Here is a 20523-nt window from a genome sequence, read left to right as displayed (position 1 = left end):
AGTATTTAAGGAATATCGATCATGGCTGCTAAAGAAGTTAAATTCGGCGATTCCGCCCGCAAGAAAATGCTCACCGGTGTCAACGTCTTGGCTGACGCGGTAAAAGCGACCCTGGGCCCGAAAGGCCGTAACGTGATCATCGAGAAGAGCTTCGGCGCTCCGACCATCACCAAGGACGGCGTTTCCGTAGCCAAGGAAATCGAGCTGAAAGACCGTTTCGAAAACATGGGCGCGCAGCTGGTCAAAGACGTTGCCTCCCGTGCCAACGATGACGCAGGCGACGGTACCACCACCGCTACCGTTCTGGCTCAGTCGATCGTCAACGAAGGCCTGAAAGCCGTCGCTGCCGGCATGAACCCGATGGACCTGAAACGCGGTATCGACAAGGCGACCATCGCCATCGTCAAAGAGCTGAAAGCCCTGTCCAAGCCATGCGCCGACACCAAGGCCATCGCTCAGGTCGGCACCATCTCCGCCAACTCCGACAACTCCATCGGCGACATCATTGCCGAAGCCATGGGCAAAGTCGGTAAAGAAGGCGTGATCACCGTTGAAGAAGGCTCGGGCCTGGAAAACGAACTGTCGGTTGTTGAAGGCATGCAGTTCGACCGTGGCTACCTGTCCCCTTACTTCGTCAACAAGCCAGAGACCATGACTGCCGAGCTGGATGGTCCGCTGATCCTGCTGGTCGACAAGAAGATCTCGAACATCCGCGAAATGCTGCCAGTGCTGGAAGCCGTTGCCAAAGCCGGCCGTCCACTGCTGATCGTGGCCGAAGACGTTGAAGGCGAAGCCCTGGCGACTCTGGTTGTGAACAACATGCGTGGCATCGTTAAAGTCGCAGCCGTCAAGGCTCCTGGCTTCGGCGATCGTCGCAAGGCCATGCTGCAGGACATCGCCGTTCTGACCGGCGGTACCGTTATCTCCGAAGAGATCGGCCTGAGCCTGGAAAGCACCACCCTGGAGCACCTGGGCAACGCCAAGCGCGTCACTCTGTCCAAGGAAAACACCATCATCGTTGACGGTGCTGGCGTACAGGGCGACATCGAAGCACGCATCGGTCAGATCCGTGCCCAGGTTGCCGAGACTTCCTCGGACTACGACCGTGAAAAACTGCAAGAGCGCCTGGCCAAGCTGTCCGGCGGCGTTGCAGTGATCAAGGTTGGCGCTGGTTCCGAAGTTGAAATGAAAGAGAAGAAAGCCCGCGTTGAAGACGCCCTGCACGCTACCCGTGCAGCCGTTGAAGAAGGCGTGGTACCTGGCGGCGGCGTGGCACTGGTTCGTGCCCTGCAGGCGATCAGCGAGCTGAAAGGCGACAACGATGACCAGAACGTGGGCATCCAGTTGCTGCGTCGTGCTGTTGAAGCTCCACTGCGCCAGATCGTTGCCAACTCCGGCGACGAGCCAAGCGTTGTTGTCGACAAGGTCAAGCAAGGCGCGGGTAACTTCGGCTACAACGCTGCAACTGGCGAATACGGCGACATGATCGAAATGGGTATCCTGGACCCGGCCAAAGTGACCCGTTCGGCTCTGCAAGCGGCTTCGTCGATTGCCAGCCTGATGATCACCACCGAAGCCATGATCGCCGAGATCAAGGAAGACGCTCCTGCTGGCGGCGGCATGCCAGACATGGGCGGTATGGGCGGCATGGGCGGCATGATGTAAGCCAGCCTTACCCCGTACGTAAAAACCCCGCCTGCGAAAGCAGGCGGGGTTTTTTATTGCCCGTATTTCTGATGTTTACATCGGACCATTGTGGGAGCCAGCCGGCTCCCACTTTTGTTCCGAATTTCAGGCGCTGACGGGGTCGGGCTTGCCCGCTTGCTCAGCCTTGGAAGCGGGTCGATACAAAATCCAGTAATACGACCCCAGGCAAATCAGCCAGCAAAACACCGCCGTCCACACGTTGTGCGAGAAAAAGTGCGCGCCTTGCATCATCCGGCCGATGGAGAACACCGAACCCAGGGTAAAGGCGAAGACGAGCGCAGCGCGAGCCAGTCGTGGACGACGATCGCGCAGCACGAAAAACAGCGCAAACAGGGTGAAGCCGGTCGCGGCATGGCCGCCTGGCCAGCAGCGGCCCGGTTTGTCAGAGTGCGGTCGATGGCTCAGCAATTCACTGTAGGTCTCATGGCCGCCAAATTGCTCCAGGCTCCACGGACACTGCACCGCTGTTACCGCTTTCATGGGGGTGACAAAAGACGTCGCCAGGCCCAGGGACAGCACCAGGCAGCCCAGTTCCCGTTTGAATGGCTTGAGCCTGGCCATGAAGAAGGAGCTGACAAAACCGAGGATGGCAAACACCGAGAAGGCGATGACCACTTGCTTGGCGCGGGTATGCAGGACGGTTTCGAGGAAGTAACTGTGCCGCCCGATAAAGCCTCCCGCGGCCGGGTCGTAGAACAGTTTGGCCAGGTCCATATCCAGTGAGGTCAGTTCGAGCAGTACCAGAATAATCGCCACAGCGGCGGGTACGCCCAGGAACACCCAGAAGTTGAGTGGGCGCGGGGCAGGGCGGACAACGGTTGATGACATGGTGGATCCTGAACAAAGGAAAACGCCCCGGGGCATCAGCCCGGGGCGATTCGGTTTTCATTCGCTGACTTTGGCTGTGCCCTCCATGGGCACTTTCCAGCCAAGCAGCTGTTGCTTGAAGCCATAACTGGCTGTTTGGTAGTAGGTGATCGCGCGGGCGATCAACGGGTCACTGGTGTCGGAGCGGTACTCGCGACTTTCGGTCAAGGCATCATCGTGACGACGCAAGCCCTGGCGGGGGCTCAGGATCGCAAGGTCTTTGCCATCGAACAACCCCAGGTGCTGATAATTACCAACGACCACTCGTGGAGGCAACGGGTTGTCCTGCAACAGGTTACGCCCAAAGAACGTCGACTGGTAATCCAGGTTCAGCAGGCCCAACAAGGTTGGCGCGAGGTCGATCTGGCTGGCCAGTTGTGCAGTCTCGCGGGCTTCAATCAATTTCGGTGCATAGATGAACAGTGGAATCTGGTAGTTGCTGATTGGCAGGTCTTCCTTCCCGGCGCTGCCCGCGGTGTGGTCAGCGACAAAGATGAAAATAGTATTGTCGAACCACGGTTTCTGACGCGCCTGGGCGAGGAACTGACCAATGGCGTAGTCGGTGTATTTCACCGCGCCGTCACGCCCGTTACCGGACTTGATGTCGATCCGATTGTCCGGGTAGGTATAAGGACGATGGTTGGACGTGGTCATCAATTGCAGCAAAAAGGGTTGTTGCTTTGCATGGTCGGCGTCGGCCAGCTTGAGTGTCTGGTTGTAGAGATCTTCATCAGCCATGCCCCAGGCATTTTTGAAATGTATCTCTGACTCATCGACACTGCTCTGGTCTACCACGCGGTAACCATTGCCGCTGAAAAAGGCATTCATATTGTCGAAGTAACCGCGTCCGCCATAGACAAACACGCTGTCGTAACCCACGGCGTTGAGTTGCTGGCCAAGGCTGGCAAAACCACTTTCGCGGCCCACACGCTTGACAATCGAACGTCCCGGCGTGGGCGGTATGGCCAGGGTGATGGCCTCCAGGCCCCGGTCCGTACGGGTACCGGTGGCGTAGAAGTTGTTGAAGTACAGGCTCTGCTTGCGCAAGGCATCCAGATTCGGTGTCAGGTTGCGCTCGTCACCGTTGCTGCCCATGTACTTGGCGCTGAAGCTTTCAATGGTGACCAAAACAATGTTGGGCTTGCGTGGCTGGCCCGGATTGTCGATTTGCCGACGGATGTCTTGCGGGTCTTCGCCGATAAAGCGGGCATTGGGTTCGTTCAGCTCGGCACGAATCTGTTTTGCGACAACGGCCGATGGCAGGGTGCTGTAGAACTGCGGGTAGTCCAGTTCATTGTTACGAAAGGCGGCGAAAAATTGATACGGGCCATTGCTCGCCAATTCATTCTGGTAAGCATTGCCGCCTTGGCTGCGTGGCGCATCCTGGCTGAGCAATTGCAGGCTCAGGCCGGCGGCGATCAACAGGACCAGCGCATTCAACAGACGCCCGCGCAAGGGTGGCAGCGGTGCATCAAGCGCGGCATTGAAGGGTTTGCGCAACGCGAAACTCAGCACCACGGCCAACACGGCGAGAATCGTCAGCAGCGTGCCGATCGGGTACGACTCGAGCAGGTTGTTCAATACTTCGTCGGAATACACCAGGTAATCGACGGCGATAAAGTTGAAGCGCACGCCGAACTCATCCCAGAAAAGCCATTCGGCCACCGAGGTGAACAGCATTGCAAACAGGCTGACTGTCAGCAGTCCCTGAAGAAACCAGCGATGCCCGCGACGACGCCATAGGGCCGGTGGGCACAGCAACAGATAGAGCCCCATGGGGAGCGCCGCGTAGGCAATGAAGCCCAGGTCGTAGAGCAAGCCAATGCCGAAGACAGAGAGGAAACCACTGCCGGCCTCATCCAGATGAGTCAGGAGTAAAACCGTTCGGGTGAGAAGAAAAATGACCAGCCATGAGCCGGTTACCAATAGCAAAAAGCGCATTGGCGCCGTCTTCAAATAGTCCATTGTCGACATTCCTTATAGCAATCGCGTGCCAGTCTCGACTGACCGCTGTAGTCAGGGTGTGATTCGATAGTGAAAAGCTTGTAAAACCGGGCCGTTGGTAGAGCGGATTGATCTCCGCGTGCCCTTCCCCTAGCCGTGAGCCACACTTGGCCTTAAGCTGCGCGGGCCATGACGGCCGTTACTGTATACGGAGCAGATGCCCATGCGAATTTTATTGGTTGAAGACAACCGCGATATCCTGGCCAACCTGGCCGATTACCTGGGGCTCAAAGGTTACACCGTGGATTGTGCGCAGGACGGTTTGTCGGGCCTGCACCTGGCGGCCACCGAGCATTACGATTTGATCGTGCTCGACATCATGCTGCCCGGCATCGACGGTTACACCCTGTGCAAGCGCCTGCGCGAAGATGCCCGGCGGGACACGCCGGTGATCATGCTTACCGCTCGCGATCAGCTGGATGACAGGCTACAGGGTTTCAAGTCCGGTGCCGACGATTACCTGATCAAACCCTTCGCCCTGTCTGAACTGGCGGCTCGGGTCGAGGCCGTCATGCGCCGGACCCAGGGTGGCGGACGCCGCACCTTGCAAGTCGGCGACCTGAACTATGACCTCGACACGCTGGAAGTCACCCGCGAAGGCAAATTGCTCAAGCTCAACCCGGTGGGCCTGAAGTTGCTCGCGGTACTGATGCAGAAAAGTCCCCATGTATTGCGCCGCGAAATACTCGAAGAGGCGCTGTGGGGTGATGACTGCCCGGACAGTGACAGCCTGCGTAGCCACGTCCATCAGTTGCGCCAGGTGATCGACAAACCGTTCGCCAAACCGCTGCTGCACACCGTCCACGGTGTGGGTTATCGCCTGGCCGAGGGGCGCAATGGAGTTTAAACAGAGCCTTGCTCAACGGATCATCATTGCCTTTGCGCTGATGAGCGCACTGGTGGCGGGCGCCTTTGCCATGGGCATTGTGGCGACCGTGCACCTGGTGGAAGAAAAGCTCATTTCCGCAGGTCTGGGCGGTGATTTGCAGCGACTGTTGCTGATGGATAACGTCTCGGACTGGAGCCATCGCCCTGAACCGGACCAGTTGTTCTATTTCAGCGGCGGGCGGGGGGATTTTGAGCTGCCCAAGGATTTGCGGAACCTTGATGCGGGTTTTCACGAGGTATTTCGCGACAATCTGTCGTACCACGCCATTGTCGAAATCGTCGACGGGCGGCGCTATGTGCTGTTGCAGGATCAGAGCGATTTCGAAGAGCGTGAACGGGTGCTGTTCGCCGTGGTGCTGGTAGGCTTCGTACTGAGCCTCGCGTTGGCGGTTTTCCTCGGTTGGGTCCTGGCGCGCAAGGTGATGGCACCGGTTGTACGGTTGGCCCGCCAAGTGCGTCATCGCGATCAATTGCTAGGTCTGGCACCGCCTCTGGCACCGGATTACGCTGCCGATGAAGTGGGCGAACTGGCGGTGGCCTTCGACGCGACCCTGGGGCGTCTGCGTCAGGCATTGACCCGGGAGCGTTTGTTCACCAGTGACGTCAGCCACGAATTGCGTACACCCTTGATGGTGCTCGCCAGTTCCTGCGAGTTGCTGTTGGAAAACCCGGGTATCGATCAGCGCGGCCGTGCTCAGGTAGAGCGAATCGCCCGCGCCAGTGAAGAAATGCGCGAACTGGTGCAAACCTTCCTGATGCTGGCCCGCGCTCAGCGCGAAGACGCCAGCATGTCGCCGCAACAGACGCTGAGTGAAGCGGCCGGCGGGCTGCTCGGGCTGTGGCGCACACCGATCGAGGAAAAGGGTCTGAAGCTGATTTTTGAGCCAGGCAAACCAGAAAGTACCCGGTACAACGCAACGTTCCTGCACGCGGTCATGGGTAATCTCCTGCGAAACGCGCTGCATTACACCGAACAAGGCTTTATCCGCCTGACCTTGTCAGCCAGCGGATTCGTGGTCGAGGACAGTGGTGTCGGCATACCTGAGGATAAGCGCGAAGCGATGTTCGAGCCTTTCGTGCGCGGCAACGAGAAACGCGGAGAGGGCCTGGGCCTGGGATTGTCGCTGGTGCAACGAATCTGTGAGAACCAGGGGTGGTGCGTCAGCCTGACCAACATGGAACCCAATGGCTGTCGTTTTGAGGTGGAATTGCAGACATCCAGGGGGCGCTGAGCAGCCTCAAATCGGGCATTTCGGTGATTGTTGCAACCCTTTATTCCTCGAAACTATCCGAGGTTTTACATCACGTTTTTTTCACAAGGGCATAACCTGACACTCACATGGCGCTACCTAAGGTGGTCGTCATCAGAAGTGCAGGAGGCCTCGATGAAGCCTGACCCGATCAAGCTTGATTTTTCCGAAAAGTACGGCGATGTGCACACGCAACCATGCCTGCTTGAACATCAGGATGGCGTTAGTCGAAAACTATCCCAATGGCGTTACGAGCAACTGGCGCGAAAAGCACTGACGCTGGCTGGCGAGCCAGGCCTGGTGCTTGATCTGCCATGCGGTGCAGGACGCTTCTGGCCGTTGCTGGCGGAAAAACTCAACCGGGTGATTATCGGAGCCGACAACGGCGAGTCGATGTTGAAGATCGCCATGCAGGCGCAGCCCGCTGACGTGGTAAAACGGGTACAACCCTTGCAGACATCTGCATTCGACATTGCCCTGCCTGATAACGCGGTCGACAGCATTTTTTGCATGCGCTTGCTTCAGCACATCGGTGAAGCCGAGCATCGAATGACCATTCTGCGCGAATTCGAGCGCGTTACCCGTGACAGCGTGATCCTTTCACTGTGGGTGGATGGCAATTTCAAGGCCTGGAAACGCAAGCGCCTGGAGAAAGCCCGTGAGCAGGAAGGTTACCAAAATCGATTTGTGTTACCGGCTGCTACGGTAGAGCAAGAGTTTGAGGAAGCGGGTTTCCATATTCAGGAACGTTTGGACTTTTTTCCGCTCTATGCCATGTCGCGGGTTTATGTATTACGCAAGAGGTAACAGGATGGTCGATCTGGAGACATACCGTCAGCGCTTGAGCGCCAGAAAAATGGCAGTCCATGACGTGAAGCCAGTGTTCCGCCACTCGTCGTTCCGTCCGACGAACCGGGGAAAACTCGACTACTTTTATAGGACGGCGTTTGGCAGCGCTATCAAAGGTTTAAAGCAATGAAACTCGAAGTTGCGCGAGGTTTGTTTCTTGTAGGAGCCTTGGCTGTTGCTTCACTGGCGGTGGCTGCGTGGGAGCAACCCCGTACACAAGTTCTTAGTTCAGAGCATGGCGATCATTGCCCATTACCACGGGTTGCCAAGGCTTCCGTGGCTACTCAGCCCGATCATGATTTATTGCTGTTCATTTTCGGAATGTCGCAAGGATTGAGGCCGCAAAGTTGAAAAGATTGAAGCCCAAATAAAAGGCCTCGCTGATGCGAGGCCTTTTTTGTTGCCGCTAACTGAAATCTTGCACAAATCACTGTAGGAGCGAGCCTTGTGGCGAGGGGATTTATCCCCGTTCGGCTGCGAAGCAGTCGTAAAACCTGCACTCGGACTCCAGCAGCCTCACCACGAACAATATTTGGGGCCGCTTCGCGACCCAACGGGGATAAATCCCCTCGCCACAAAAGCCCCACAAGGTTGATCAGTGTTGTTTCGGTTTATCGGGTTTTGCCAGCAGGGTGTACACGCACGGCAACACAAACAACGTAAACAGCGTACCAATCGACATCCCCGTCGCGATCACCGTGCCGATATCGAACCGGCTGACCGCACCAGCGCCCGTGGCGATGATCAATGGCACCATGCCGAACACCATCGCGGCGGTTGTCATCAACACCGGACGCAGACGGATGGACGCTGCTTCCTCCACAGCCTCGCGCGGTGACAGGCCCTTGTCTTTGCGCAACTGGTTGGCAAACTGGACGATCAGGATCCCGTGCTTGCTGATCAGCCCGATGAGTGTCACCAATCCGACCTGGGTGTAGATGTTCATGCTCGACCAGCCGAGAAACAGCGGAAGCAATGCGCCGCAGATCGACAGCGGTACGGTGACCAGAATCACCAGCGGGTCGCGGAAGCTTTCGAACTGGGCAGCCAGCACCAGGAAAATGATTGCCAATGCCAGGGCAAAGGTGACCCACAACGCGCTGCCTTCCTGCACGTATTGGCGCGACGCGCCGGCGTAGTCGAAGGCAAATCCCACCGGCGCTTCTTCCCGGGCGATCTGGCGCACGGCGTCGATGGCTTCCCCCATGCTGACCAGCGGCACCCCGGAAAGAATGGCCGAGTTGAGTTGCTGGAACTGGTTCAATTGCCGCGGCCGGGCCCGGTCGGACACTGTAATCAGAGTCGACAGGGCCAGCAGTTCACCCTTGGTGTTCCTGACATAGTAATTGTTCAGCCAGTCAGGGTTATCCCGGTAGGGCCGTTCAACCTGTGCAATGACTTTGTAACTGCGGCCTTCGATGGTGAAGCGGTTGATCTCCGCCTCACCCAGCAAGGTTGCCAGCGTTCCGCCCAGGTCCTGCATCGATACGCCCATCTGTGCCGCCTTGGCTCGATCGATATCCACCACCACTTCGGGTTTGTCGAAGGCCAGGTCGACATCGATGAACGCGAATTTGCCGGACTCCAGCGCGCGTTTTTTCACCCGGTCCACCACTTGCAGCAGCAACTCGTAATCGTTGGCGGTATTGACCACGAACTGAAAGGGCAGGCCCTCGCCGGTACCCGGCAGCGAAGGCAGGTTGAAGCCGAAAATCTGCAACCCCGCAATGCTTTCCAGCTTGGCTTGAACGTCGGGCAGGATCTGCATCTGGGTCCGGCTGCGTTCGTTCCAGGGCTTGAGCAGGAAACCGCCGATACCCGATTGCACACCGTTGAAACCGTTGATCTGGAACGATGAGTAGTATTCGGGAAACGTCTTGAAGATCGAGACGAACTTGTCGGTGTAGGTGTTCAGGTAATCGAGGTTGGTCGGTTGCGGGGCGTTGGCCATCATGAAAATGACGCCCTGGTCCTCATCCGGCGCCAGTTCCGATTTAGTGAACTTGAGCAGTACCGGAATCAGGCACAGCACGATGACGGCAAACACCAACACCACCGGCCGGGTGTTCAGGGTGCCGTGCAGCAGCTGTTGGTAACGGTGCTTGAGGCCTTCGAAAATCAGGTCGAGGCGGTGGGCCAGGCCGGTCGGGTTTTCATCGTGACGCAGCAGGAAGGCGCACATCATCGGCGACAGCGTCAGGGCAACGATACCCGAAATCACCACGGCCCCGGCCAGTGTCAGGGCGAACTCCTTGAACAGTGCCCCGGTCAGCCCCGTCAGGAAGCCTATCGGGGCATACACGGCCGCCAGGGTGATGGTCATCGATACCACCGGCATGGCGATTTCCCGGGCACCTTCAATGGCCGCGTCCAGCGGTGTCTTGCCTTCCTCGATATGACGGTGGATGTTTTCCACCACCACAATGGCGTCGTCCACCACCAGGCCGATGGCCAACACCATCGCCAGCAGGGTCAGCAGGTTGATCGAATACCCCATCATCTGCATGAAGAACATCACGCCGATCATCGACAGCGGGATGGTGACCACCGGGATCACCACCGAGCGCAGCGCACCGAGGAACAGGAACACGACCACGATCACGATCAGCACGGCCTCGAAGAGGGTTTTCACCACTTCGTCGATCGAAGCCTGGATGAACAACGTGGCGTCATAGGCAATTTCACCCTTGAGGTTCGGCGGCAGCTGGGCCTCAAGATCGGGCATGATCTTGCGCACTTCCCTGATCACGTCCAGCGGGTTGGCACCGGGCGTAGCCTTGATGCCGATATACACCGAGGGCGTACCGCCGAAGGAGCTGATGGTGTCGTAGTTTTCCGCCCCCATCTCGACCCGCGCGACGTCACGCAACAGCACACGACTGTCGCCCTCGACCTTGAGCGGGATCGCCGCGAAAGCTTCGGCGGATTTGAGTTCAGTACTGGCGTTGATACTGGTGACCACGTACTCGCCCTTCACTTCGCCGGCGGCGGAGAGAAAGTTGTACTGGCGCACTGCATTGGTCACGTCGCTGGCACTCAGTCCGAAACCGGCGAGCTTCACCGGGTCCACCCACAGGCGCATTGCAAATACCTGGTTGCCGAGAATTTCGGCTTCGGCCATGCCCGGCAGGGTTGCCAGTTTCGGCTGGATCACCCGCGACAGGTAGTCGGTGATCTGCGGGTTGCTCAATTCCTTACTGAAAAAACTGATGTACATCAGCGCCGAGGCGTCGGCGGCTTCCTTTTTCAGGACCGGGTCTTCGGCGTCCTGGGGCAACTGGTTTTTGACCTCGTTGGCCTTGGCCAGGAGTTCGGTAAACAATCGGTCGCTATTGGCGCCGATGCGTGCGTAGATCGAGATCACCGAGAAATTCTGACGGCTGACCGAGGTCATGTAGTCGATGCCCTCGGCGCTGGCCAGGCTCTGTTGCATCGGCTGGGTAATGTAGCCCTGGATGGTTTCGGCGTTGGCCCCGGGGTAGGCGGTGGTCACCGTGATCAGGGCGTTTTCCATTTGCGGGTATTGGCGCAGCGGCAACTTGCTCCAGGCCTGGAAGCCCAGTAGCACGATCAGCAGGCTGACCACGGTGGCGAGCACCGGGCGACGGATGAACGGGTCGGTAAAAGCCATTGGGGTTTCCCTTGATCAGTCAGCGCGTGGCCGGCTGTTCTTCTCGGACAGCGTCTTGTCGTCGCTGATGGCGATGTGCGCACCGTTGTCCAGTTTGATCTGGCCGGCAGTCACCACCGTTTCGCCGTTCTGCAGGCCTTTGGTGATCATCACCACGCCCGTGCGGCGCTCGCCGGTCTCGACGAAACGCCGCTCGGCGATCAGGACAGGTTGGCCCTTGTCGTCTTTTTCCACGCTACCGTCTTCGGCTTTCTTTTGGACGGCGACATAGACCGAGTTGCCGTAGAGCGTGTAGGTGATCGCGCTTTCAGGCACGACGATGCGCCGCTGCGGGTCGGGCAAAATCACTTGCAGGCTGGCGAACATCCCGGGGAGCAATTTGCCATCGGGGTTGGCCAGGGTTGCGCGGACCTGCACGTTGCGCGTGCTGTTCTCGACTTTCGGGTTGATCGCACTGATGGTGCCGGGGAACTCCTCCGTCGGAAACGCCGCGACGATGATCTGCACCGGCTGGCCAACGGCGATCTTCGGCACCGATTGCTCGGGCACGAAAAAATCGACGTAGAGGCTGCTGAGGTCTTGCAGGGTAGCGATCATGGTGCCGGTGGCCACGTAGTCGCCGACATCGACCTGGCGAATGCCGATGGTCCCGCTGAAGGGCGCGAGGATGCTTTTTTTGCCGAGTGCAGCCTTGAGCTGGTTGACGGTGGCCTTGCTCTTTTTCAATACCGCCGAAAGTCGGTCGAACTCGCCTTTGGAAATGGCCTGGCTGCCCACCAGTTGACTGCCGCGGGTGTAGTCCACCTGGGCCAGCCCGAGGTCGGCGAGGGCGGTTTCGAGCAGGGCACTTTCCACGGCGCTGTCGAGCCGGACGATGGGTTGGCCGGCCTTGACCTTCTGTCCCGACTCGAACTGCACATCGACGACGGTGCCATCGGTCTCCAGGCTCAGATCCACGCCTTGCAGTGCCTTGAGGGTGCCAACCGTAGGCAGGCGCGCCTGCCACGGCTGTTCGGTGGCCGTGGCCACGGCGACACTGATCGGCGGTTTCGGCTTGGAGAAGCCTTGGATCATCGTGTAGATGGAGAAGGCTTTGTACCCGGCCAGCACCAGCACGATCAGCAGAACAACCCCCAACATGATCAGCATGCGGCGACGCAGCATATTTCCAGTTCCTTGGAGTAAATCAGGTGAGACAGAGGGGCACATTACCGCGACTGGGAAGGGGAATCCAACTGGCACTTATTACAGGCAGATGCCAAATCTGTAGGAGCAGCCGGTCGACGCTCGATTGCTCGCGATAGCGGTATGTCAGTCAACACGATGTTGAATGTGCGGCCGCCATCGCGAGCAAGCTTTGCTCCTACAAAGAGCGAGTCGTTCAGATCAGGTGCAAATGGTTGTCCCAGAGCCCCGCCGGCAGCTCCAACGGCTTTGCAACCAGATTTGTCTGGCGGCAATCGTAGTACCGGCAGCGTCCTTGTCCCGAGGTCACGACAAAACCATCGGCCACTGCGCCCACGCCGGCGCAATCGGGAAGCGGCGCGTCCAGGCGCACTTCACCGCTGTCCATATCCCAAATGAAAAAGCGGTTGCCCCGTGGCGCGGTCAACGCCACCAGACGCAGGTCGCTGTGCACGGCGACGCTTGCGGTGTAATGCCCCATGGCCTGCAACTGATGCTCGGGCACCGGGAACGCCACGAAGGGTTGGCCGGGACGCTTGATGGCCAGTAGCTCCGATCGCTCGTGCGATGCCCCCATGAATTGCTGGCCGGCGACGATGGTGCCGTCGCTGGCAATGCCCAGGTGACGCACGCTGTTCATCTGTTGGGCGAGGGTTTCCTTGCTCAGCAGGGTGCCGTCACGTTGCATCAGGACCAGGCTCGGCTCCATGGCGTCGAGGTTCATCTCGACACGGCTTTCAGCCTCGGTACGGATCCCGCCGTTGGCCACCACCAGGGTTTCGCCATCGGGCATCCACGACACCTGATGCGGGCCGATGCCATGGGTGGAAATCTCGCCACTGTGGACCAGGCGTTCGCCTTCGAATTTGTACACGCCGAGCAGGCCGCGACCCGGATCTGTCGTGTCGTTTTCGGTGGCGTACAGCCAGTCGCCGCTGTGGTGAACCACCGCGTGACCGTAGAAGTGCCGGTTCGGCTGCGACGTCACGGTTTGCAGCAACGTGCCGTCGCGCAGGTCGATCAGGTAGCTCTCGGTGCCCGGTCGCCGGGCGACGAACAGCGCGATCGGCAGCGTCGGGTGGTTGATGATGTCGTGGCAGCGCTGGCCGACCCGGGTGGCAAACACCCGGGTGCCATCCAGCCGATAACCGACGGCATAGTGCTTGCCGTCGGTATCGTCCCGTGCCGACAGCAGCAACGGGCTTTGATCCTTGCGCTTGAACAGCGTCCAGCCGCCCAGTGTCACTGCTCCCAGCAGCAAACTACCTAAAGTCAGAGCCTGACGTCGCAGCATGGAAGTCGCCCTCATCAGTCACCGTCATTGGCGTTGAAGCCCAGTTGGATGCCCAGCGCCTTGGCCAGATCGCTTTCGTGCAGGCGATGGACGACGTTCAGGCTGTCGTAAAGATCGTTGAGTTGCTGGCGACCGGCGTCGTCATTGAGCATTTCGGTCAACGAGCGCTGGTTGCTGGCGAACAGTTTCAACGATGCGGCATAAGCGGCGTCGATCTTGTCGGCCAATGGTTTCTGGTCGCTCGGCAACAGACCGCGCAGACCTTTGTTGTCGACGCCTTCCCACACTGTTCTGGCGGCGGCGAGACTGGCTTCCATGCCCGTCAGGGACGACTGGCTGCGCCACGCGTCGGCCTGGAACGGTTGCGGCACGCCCTTGGTCTGACGGCCCATCGGCGTGCCGAGTTTTTTCTTCAAGCTGTCGAGGGCAGTGACCTGCACGCGCAGCAGATCGGCGATCGCTTCGTGGGAGTCGGCATAGCGCTGGTTCGGGAATTTGCTCAACTGCGCGAGCATGCCGTCGGTGTTGTTCCAGGTTTGCAGAATCTCTTCGGCCAGTTGTTTCTGACGCTCGCCGATGGCGATCAGCAGCGGGCAGTACTTGGCCTTCTGCTCGGCGTTGGCCACATCAGGCTTGCTGTCGAACAGAATGTATTCGTAGGCCGACAGGCCCTGAACCACAACGCTGGACTTGGCCAGCGCGGCGGCGTCGATCTGTGGTTGCGCGGCAACCAGTTGTTCGACCTGACGGCCGACGAGGTTTTTCTTGTCCGGCCAGAACTGCACCTGCCACGAACGGTTGCCCTCGGCCAGTGGCCCGATCAGCAGCGGTTGCAGCTCGGCCCAGGCTTTCTGCGCATGCAGGAAATCGGCGCGGGCGGTATCGAGGGTTTCCTTGCCTTCGCAATAGGCCAGGGCGCTGACGGCCAGTTGGCGATCGGCTTCAACCCAGCGGGTATAGGTCGGCAGAATCACCGACTTGGCGATGGCCGCCGAAGTGACGGCCTGCGGATCTTGCGGCGAGCAGGCGCCCAGGGCGAGCGCGGCAAGGCTGGTGAACAATAATTTGGGACGGAACATGTCGGGCTCCCGCTGGAGTGCGAATTAAAGGGAATTCAAAAACGCCAGCAACGCAGCGCGCTGCCCGGCATCGAAAGACAAAACCTGTTGACGCGCAGCCGCAGCTTCGCCGCCATGCCAGAGCACGGCCTCGAGCAGGTTGCGGGCGCGGCCATCGTGCAAAAACTGGGTGTGACCACTGACCGCTTGCGTCAACCCGATGCCCCACAACGGCGGGGTGCGCCAGTCGCGGCCACCGGCCTGGAATTCGCTGCGGTTGTCGGCCAGACCGTCGCCCATGTCGTGCAGCAGCAGATCGCTGTACGGACGAATCACTTGATTGGCCAGTTCAGGTTCGGCGGCGTTGGCGGCGGTGGTGTATTTCGGTGTGTGACAGGACTGGCAACCGGCCTGGTAAAACAGGTTCTTGCCGGCCAGCACTTCAGGCGCGTTGACATCGCGGCGCGCCGGTACGGCAAGGTTGCGGGTGTAGAACAGCACCAGACGCAGGATGTTGTCGCTGACTTCCGGCTCGCCATCGGGGCCGGCGCCGCTGGGTGCCTGTTTACAGGCTGTCTGCGCATCGGTGCAGTCATCAAAGGGTCTGAGGCGGGTCGTGAGGCCCATATCCCCGGAAAACGCGTGAACATTCTGTTGATTGAGATTGGGTTGCCCGGCTTTCCAGCCAAATCGCCCGAGGACGGTTTTCTGTTGGGCGTCATCCCAGACCCGGTTCGGGCGTCCGGCGATGCCGTTTTTCTCGTTCGCCTGCGCTTGGGCGTTCGCCAGAATGGCCTCTTCAGGGATGGCTTCCAGCAAGCCCAGGCCGATCATGGGCGGTGCAACCCGCGCCGAGAAACGGGTGTCGGGGTGCATTGGGCCGTAGCCCAGCTGGGTGATGTTCAAGGTCGGCTTGCGCAGCTCGACTTCGGTACCGTCCTTGAAGCGAACCGGCACCGGTGTGTAATCGACCCGCACCTTGCCTTCCGGCGTGACACCGGGCACGGCCATGTCCTGGAATTGCCCGCCGTAGACCGGTTCGGGCACCACGCCCTGCTGCTCGATGATCCTGGCGTAGGCCGGGGTATCGGGGATCGACAGGCGCACCAGCATCGACACGGCATTTTGCGCACCCGGCGCCGGCGGGTGACCGCGGCCGTCCTTGATATGGCAACCCTGGCAGGCATTGGTGTTGAACAGCGGGCCGAGGCCGTCACGGGCGGTGGTGGTCGACGGGGCGATCACCCAGGGGCTGCGAAAGAAGCTGTTGCCGACACTGAAATCCACGCGTCGCGAGGGCGGCAGGTTGGCTGATGGTAGCGAGAAAGCGTTCTGGTCGGTCTTGCGCACGGTCGTACCACCCCCGGAGCGGGCTTCACCGGGTTCTGCCTTGGTAAAACGCGGGGCGTCATCGCAGGCACTCAGGCTCAGGGCCAGAAACAGTGCGGACAAGCGAAGAAGCAGCGGGGGCATCAGACATCCTGCAAGACGAGTAAAACGAGGGCGCAAAGTCTAACAGGGGATGGGAATTTGAATAAGAGGAATTATCGTTTGCTTGATGTGGGGCAGGGTTAACCTGCAATCCGCGATCCCTTGTAGGAGCAAAGCTTGCTCGCGATTGCGGTCTGACATCCGATATTTATGTTGGCTGATACGCCGTCATCGCGAGCAAGCTTTGCTCCTACAGTGGTCGGCTTTCAGGCAGGCAAAAAAAGGCGACCCGAAGGTCGCCTTTTTATTCACTCAGCCCGCGTTGATCAGAACTCGTGATCAGCGTTGTCCGGGTTCAGGTCGGCGATCCCCAGTTTGCCAGCAGCGGCTTCGATCGAACCGGTCTGCTTGACCAGCGAAGCGATGGCGTCACGGACAATCTGGTTGCCGGCGGTGTTACCGGCGGCGATCAGTTGGTCGTAGTGCTCACCCTTGTTGGCATGATCGACGATGACCTGCAACTTGGCTTCAGTCGCGGCCAGGTCGGCTTTCAGCGCGGCGTCGGCCGCCGGGTCGGCCTTGGCCACCAGCGACGACAGGCTGGCGCCGGTCATTTTGCTGCCGTCGGTGCGGGTGTACTCGCCCAAGTACACATTGCGAATGCCCTTGGCATCGTAGAAGTGCGAGTTGTGGGTGTTGTCGCTGAAGCAATCCTGCTCGTCTTCAGGGGAGTTGGCTTCCAGGGAAACCTTCATGCGCTCGCCCGCCAGTTCGCCCAGGGACAGGCTGCCCATGCCGAACAGCATTTTGCGCAGGCCGCTTTCAGCCGGTTCGGCTTCCAGGGTGGCGCGGTAGTTGTCGGCCACGTTCGGCTTCCAGTTACCGACCATTTCTTCCAGGTCGCTGACCAGCAGTTGGGTCACGGCTTTCAGATAAGCGCGGCGACGATCGTTGTGGCCGCCGGTGGCACCTTTGCCTTCCAGGTAGTCCGAAGCTGGACGGTTGCCGGCGCCTGGGCCGGTGCCGTTCAGGTCCTGGCCCCAGAGCAGGAATTCGATGGCGTGGTAGCCCGTGGCGACGTTGGCCTCGGAACCGCCCAACTCGTTCAGGCTAGCGAGTTTTTCCGGGGTGATGTCCTTCACGTCGACCTTGTCTTCGCCGATCTGGATTTGGGTATTGGCGATGATGTTGGCCGTGGCGCCCGGATTACCCAGCGCGTGCTCGTAGGATTTGTCGACGTAGTCGATCAGGCCTTCGTCCAGTGGCCAGGAGTTCACCTGTCCTTCCCAGTCGTCGATGATGGTGTTGCCGAAGCGGAACGCTTCGCTTTGCAGGTAAGGAACGCGGGCCGCGATCCAGGCCGCCTTGGCGGCTTTCAGGGTGTCGGCATTCGGCTTGGCGAGGAAGGCGTCGACGGCGGTTTGCAGGGTTTTCGCGGTGGATTCGGCGTCGCTGTAAACCGCGAAAACCATGTCGGCATAGTGGGCGACAACGGCTTTTGCAGCGGCTTCATCGACTTTACCAGCCGCGGCAGGTGCAGCCGGGGCCGCAGCGGTGCTGGCAGCCGGCGCAGGTGCGGCAGCTTTTTCCTTGTCTTTGCCTTCACCGCAACCGGCGAGAGAAATGGCGATGGCCAACAGACTGGCGGTAGCCAGAGGCATACGAATCATGGCGAACATCCTGCTTCGAGAGGGGTTGAATGGCGCGCCCGGCGCGCAAAGTGCCACATAATGCAAATCTTTCGCATTATGTGTAAAGAGTTGTTCTTGGAAATATTTCTTATTCGCGGGACGGATAGCGCGGATAAAAAAAACACCGCCGCCTTTGCCCCTGTAGGAGCGAGCTTGCTCCTACAGGGGGCAAAGGCGGCGGCAGTCTTTACATAATCGCGGCGTTGCTGCGCTGGGCCTGCTTCAGATAAGCGCCCAGCTCCCTTGCGGGCAGTGGTTTGCTGTAGTGATAGCCCTGACCTTCATGGCAGCCTTCGGAGATGATGTAAGCCTCCTGTTCGGCGGTTTCCACGCCTTCGGCGATCACCTGCATGCCCAGGCTCTTGCCCAGCTGAATGATGGCGCGAACGATGGTCGCATCGTCGTCGTCATCGAGCAGGTCCTGAACGAAGCTCTTGTCGATCTTGATCTTGTCCAGCGGCAGGCTTTTCAGATAGCTCAGCGAGGAATACCCCGTACCGAAGTCGTCGATCGCGATCAGCGCGCCGGAACGACGCAGACTGAGCAAATGCTGGGCGGCGGTGCTGATGTCTTCCATCAGGCCGGTTTCGGTGACCTCCAGTTCCAGGCTGCGCGGTGGCAGGCGATACATTTGCAGCAGGTTGTTGACCACCCTTGGCAGCTCGGCGTGGTGCAGTTGCACGGTAGACAGGTTCACCGCCATGCGCAGGTCGCTGAAACCCTGGTCGTGCCAGTCGCGCAACTGCTTGCAGGCCTGATCCAGTACCCACTCGCCAATGGCGATAATGGTGCCGTTCTGCTCGGCCAGCGGGATGAACAGGTCCGGTGGAACCAGCCCGTGTTCGGGGTGCTGCCAGCGAATCAACGCCTCGACGCCGACCACCCGGTGATCGCGGTAGCTGATCTGCGGTTGGTAGACGAGGTAGAACTGCTCGCGGGCCAAGGCGTCGCGCAGGTCTTTTTCCAGCTCGCGACGGCGACGCATTTCTGTATCGACGCTGGCGATATAGAACTGGTAGCGATTGCGCGAGCGGGTCTTGGCCAGGGTCATCGTCTGCTCGGCTTTTTGCAGCAGCTTCTCGGTGCTGTCGCCGTCTTCGGGGAACAAGGTGATGCCGATGGTGGCGCGCAGGCGGATTTCCTGATGATCGAGGGCAAACGCCGCTTCCAGGTCATCGAGAATGCTTTGGGCCAGTTCGGCGGCTTCGTAGGGCTGTTCGATATCGGCCTGGACCAGCGCGAACTGGTCGCCGCCTAGGCGGGCGAGGGCGCCGAGGCGACCGCTGTGCGCCCGCAGGCGATCGGCCAGGGCCAGCAGCAACTGGTCGCCGGTCTGGTAGCTGAATTGTTCGTTGATGCCCTTGAAGTCGTCGAGGCCGACACACAGCACGGCAACCCGGCGTTGCAGCTTGCCGGCGTCGACCAGGATCTTGTCCAGTTGCGTCTGCAATTGCTGGCGGTTCGGCAGGCCAGTGAGGAAATCGTACTGGGCCATGCGCAGCAGGCTGTTTTCCGCTTCGTGGCGCAGATGGGTATTGCGTTCGATGGACTCCAGCAACTGGTTGGCGGTGTTGATCCAGATCCCCAGTTCGTTTTTCTCGTGGCCCTTGAGCAGCGGAATCTTGTGTTCGCTGGGACGATCCGGATTGATTTCAGTCAGGTGCTCGATGATCCGCGACAGGGGTTTGGTCAACAGCCAGTGATAAACCAGATACAGCACCAGCCCCATCGCCAGGGCGCGCAGCACACCGGAAATGAAGATGATCACCGAACTGACGATAAAACCTTGTCCGTAGGTGGCCGTGTCGAGGGTGATGCTCAAGTCACCGTAATACTCGCTGTATGGGCCGCGCCCCACCAACTGGGTGGTGAACGTGCGTTCCTGCCCCAGGATCAGGTCGGTCAGCCAGCGACTGTTGGACTGCTGCAATTCGCGGGATTTTTGCGCGAGCATGGCTTCATTGGGATGGCCGATGGAAGCCTGGCGTACGGCGTCGTCCTGAAACAAGCCTTCGATAACCTGCATGCCCATTTCACGGTCCAGGCTGTAGACAGCCTGGGTCGAGGGGTCGCGAAACATGTCCAGGATGCGTTCGGCATCGCCGGCGACAGCCTGGCGTGTTTTATAGGCATCGAAAACGATCTGGGCGCAGCTCAAGACAACGCCGACGATCAATGCCGACAGGAGCACGACCCGGAGCAACTTCACCGACAAGCTGTTCTTGAGTTCCAGCTTCAAAAGGCTATTCCTTGTTCCGTGCGGGTAGCATCAAGTTGCCATGAGTATTGGCAATCCCGTGATGGCAGTCAAAGGGACAATCATCCTTGCGGGATTTTGCCTGCAGCTTGGCCGATATGCTCTTGACTGGGGTAATTGTCCGATTAGTACTGTGTCGGTTGTCGAGTCCTTCAACTTGAGGGGGGAGGTGGAGATATTTTCCTTCTGGTTGATGTTAGACGGCTGTGGCGGGGGGGCAAGGGGTTGAAGGCTCGTTTCATCGTGGGAAATGGGCCCGCGTTGTGTATTTGCGTAATTTTCCTGTAGGAGCTGGCTTGCCAGCGAAGGCTATGTGTCAGGCGACCTTGATGTTGTTGACCGCGTACATATCCATTCCTGCGGCAACGGCCACTAACGGTTCCGCCCTGACGGCGGGTCACTTGGAAAAGC

14 protein-coding genes and 1 pseudogene are annotated in these 20523 nt (G+C 59.4%); 6 read left to right on the top strand and 9 right to left on the bottom strand.

The window, feature by feature from the left end:
- Positions 1 to 21: 21 nt before the first annotated feature.
- Complete coding sequence (groL, locus tag GPL81_RS08040) at positions 22 to 1665, top strand: chaperonin GroEL (protein ID WP_160106329.1); 1644 nt, start codon at positions 22 to 24, stop codon at positions 1663 to 1665.
- Positions 1666 to 1791: 126 nt separating this feature from the next.
- Here groL and GPL81_RS08035 read toward each other — a convergent pair whose 3' ends face one another.
- Both GPL81_RS08035 and GPL81_RS08030 read right to left on the bottom strand, forming a co-directional pair.
- Positions 1792 to 2535, bottom strand: a complete 744-nt coding sequence (locus tag GPL81_RS08035; protein WP_160106328.1) for a phosphatase PAP2 family protein — start codon at positions 2533 to 2535, stop codon at positions 1792 to 1794.
- 57 nt (positions 2536 to 2592) lie between these two features.
- A complete protein-coding gene (locus GPL81_RS08030; protein ID WP_160106327.1) occupies positions 2593 to 4539 on the bottom strand; it encodes an LTA synthase family protein in 1947 nt (648 codons plus the stop codon).
- Positions 4540 to 4741: 202 nt separating this feature from the next.
- On the opposite strand from GPL81_RS08030, the gene colR reads away from it, so the two are divergent.
- The 5 genes and pseudogenes from colR (at position 4742) to GPL81_RS08010 (ending at position 7916) form a co-directional block, all read left to right on the top strand.
- Positions 4742 to 5425: a two-component system response regulator ColR gene (gene colR / locus GPL81_RS08025; RefSeq protein WP_096509259.1), complete on the top strand. Its 684-nt coding sequence runs from the start codon at positions 4742 to 4744 to the stop codon at positions 5423 to 5425.
- Complete coding sequence (locus tag GPL81_RS08020; RefSeq protein ID WP_160106326.1) at positions 5415 to 6698, top strand: sensor histidine kinase; 1284 nt, start codon at positions 5415 to 5417, stop codon at positions 6696 to 6698. Before colR ends, GPL81_RS08020 begins: the two co-directional genes overlap by 11 nt.
- A gap of 153 nt (positions 6699 to 6851) precedes the next feature.
- On the top strand, positions 6852 to 7523 hold the full coding sequence (locus GPL81_RS08015) for a class I SAM-dependent methyltransferase (RefSeq protein WP_160106325.1): 672 nt from the start codon (positions 6852 to 6854) through the stop codon (positions 7521 to 7523).
- A 4-nt stretch (positions 7524 to 7527) separates the two neighbouring features.
- Positions 7528 to 7695 (top strand): annotated as a pseudogene (locus GPL81_RS31380) (lipopolysaccharide kinase InaA family protein); the annotation flags it as partial.
- Positions 7692 to 7916 carry a hypothetical protein gene (locus tag GPL81_RS08010; protein WP_121104562.1) on the top strand — a complete coding sequence of 75 codons (225 nt, stop codon included), beginning with the start codon at positions 7692 to 7694 and terminating at the stop codon, positions 7914 to 7916. The pseudogene GPL81_RS31380 and the gene GPL81_RS08010, both read left to right, overlap by 4 nt.
- Positions 7917 to 8160: 244 nt before the next feature.
- Here GPL81_RS08010 and GPL81_RS08005 read toward each other — a convergent pair whose 3' ends face one another.
- From GPL81_RS08005 to GPL81_RS07975, 7 genes are all read right to left on the bottom strand, one after another.
- Positions 8161 to 11196 carry a multidrug efflux RND transporter permease subunit gene (locus GPL81_RS08005; protein ID WP_160106324.1) on the bottom strand — a complete coding sequence of 1012 codons (3036 nt, stop codon included), beginning with the start codon at positions 11194 to 11196 and terminating at the stop codon, positions 8161 to 8163.
- A gap of 15 nt (positions 11197 to 11211) precedes the next feature.
- The gene (locus tag GPL81_RS08000) at positions 11212 to 12360 is read right to left on the bottom strand and encodes an efflux RND transporter periplasmic adaptor subunit (RefSeq protein ID WP_096509264.1); all 1149 of its coding nucleotides are present in this window, start codon (positions 12358 to 12360) and stop codon (positions 11212 to 11214) included.
- A gap of 217 nt (positions 12361 to 12577) precedes the next feature.
- Complete coding sequence (locus tag GPL81_RS07995) at positions 12578 to 13675, bottom strand: DUF1513 domain-containing protein (protein WP_096509265.1); 1098 nt, start codon at positions 13673 to 13675, stop codon at positions 12578 to 12580.
- Positions 13676 to 13689: 14 nt separating this feature from the next.
- On the bottom strand, positions 13690 to 14754 hold the full coding sequence (locus GPL81_RS07990; RefSeq protein WP_160106323.1) for an imelysin family protein: 1065 nt from the start codon (positions 14752 to 14754) through the stop codon (positions 13690 to 13692).
- A 24-nt stretch (positions 14755 to 14778) separates the two neighbouring features.
- Positions 14779 to 16206, bottom strand: coding sequence for a di-heme oxidoreductase family protein (locus GPL81_RS07985; RefSeq protein ID WP_160106322.1), 1428 nt, complete (start codon positions 16204 to 16206; stop codon positions 14779 to 14781).
- A gap of 284 nt (positions 16207 to 16490) precedes the next feature.
- Positions 16491 to 17834, bottom strand: a complete 1344-nt coding sequence (locus GPL81_RS07980; RefSeq protein ID WP_160106321.1) for an imelysin family protein — start codon at positions 17832 to 17834, stop codon at positions 16491 to 16493.
- A gap of 208 nt (positions 17835 to 18042) precedes the next feature.
- Complete coding sequence (locus GPL81_RS07975) at positions 18043 to 20094, bottom strand: putative bifunctional diguanylate cyclase/phosphodiesterase (protein ID WP_096509269.1); 2052 nt, start codon at positions 20092 to 20094, stop codon at positions 18043 to 18045.
- Positions 20095 to 20523: the final 429 nt, after the last annotated feature.

This window comes from Pseudomonas izuensis (assembly GCF_009861505.1).
Lineage (GTDB): Bacteria > Pseudomonadota > Gammaproteobacteria > Pseudomonadales > Pseudomonadaceae > Aquipseudomonas > Aquipseudomonas izuensis.
This window is presented reverse-complemented; position numbering and strand designations above follow the sequence as displayed.

Coding starts and splice junctions, on each gene's coding strand:
- groL (WP_160106329.1), top strand. CDS start 22: ATGGCTGCTAAAGAAGTTAAATTCGGCGATTCCGCCCGCAAGAAAATG.
- GPL81_RS08035 (WP_160106328.1), bottom strand. CDS start 2,535: ATGTCATCAACCGTTGTCCGCCCTGCCCCGCGCCCACTCAACTTCTGG.
- GPL81_RS08030 (WP_160106327.1), bottom strand. CDS start 4,539: ATGGACTATTTGAAGACGGCGCCAATGCGCTTTTTGCTATTGGTAACC.
- colR (WP_096509259.1), top strand. CDS start 4,742: ATGCGAATTTTATTGGTTGAAGACAACCGCGATATCCTGGCCAACCTG.
- GPL81_RS08020 (WP_160106326.1), top strand. CDS start 5,415: ATGGAGTTTAAACAGAGCCTTGCTCAACGGATCATCATTGCCTTTGCG.
- GPL81_RS08015 (WP_160106325.1), top strand. CDS start 6,852: ATGAAGCCTGACCCGATCAAGCTTGATTTTTCCGAAAAGTACGGCGAT.
- GPL81_RS08010 (WP_121104562.1), top strand. CDS start 7,692: ATGAAACTCGAAGTTGCGCGAGGTTTGTTTCTTGTAGGAGCCTTGGCT.
- GPL81_RS08005 (WP_160106324.1), bottom strand. CDS start 11,196: ATGGCTTTTACCGACCCGTTCATCCGTCGCCCGGTGCTCGCCACCGTG.
- GPL81_RS08000 (WP_096509264.1), bottom strand. CDS start 12,360: ATGCTGCGTCGCCGCATGCTGATCATGTTGGGGGTTGTTCTGCTGATC.
- GPL81_RS07995 (WP_096509265.1), bottom strand. CDS start 13,675: ATGCTGCGACGTCAGGCTCTGACTTTAGGTAGTTTGCTGCTGGGAGCA.
- GPL81_RS07990 (WP_160106323.1), bottom strand. CDS start 14,754: ATGTTCCGTCCCAAATTATTGTTCACCAGCCTTGCCGCGCTCGCCCTG.
- GPL81_RS07985 (WP_160106322.1), bottom strand. CDS start 16,206: ATGCCCCCGCTGCTTCTTCGCTTGTCCGCACTGTTTCTGGCCCTGAGC.
- GPL81_RS07980 (WP_160106321.1), bottom strand. CDS start 17,834: ATGATTCGTATGCCTCTGGCTACCGCCAGTCTGTTGGCCATCGCCATT.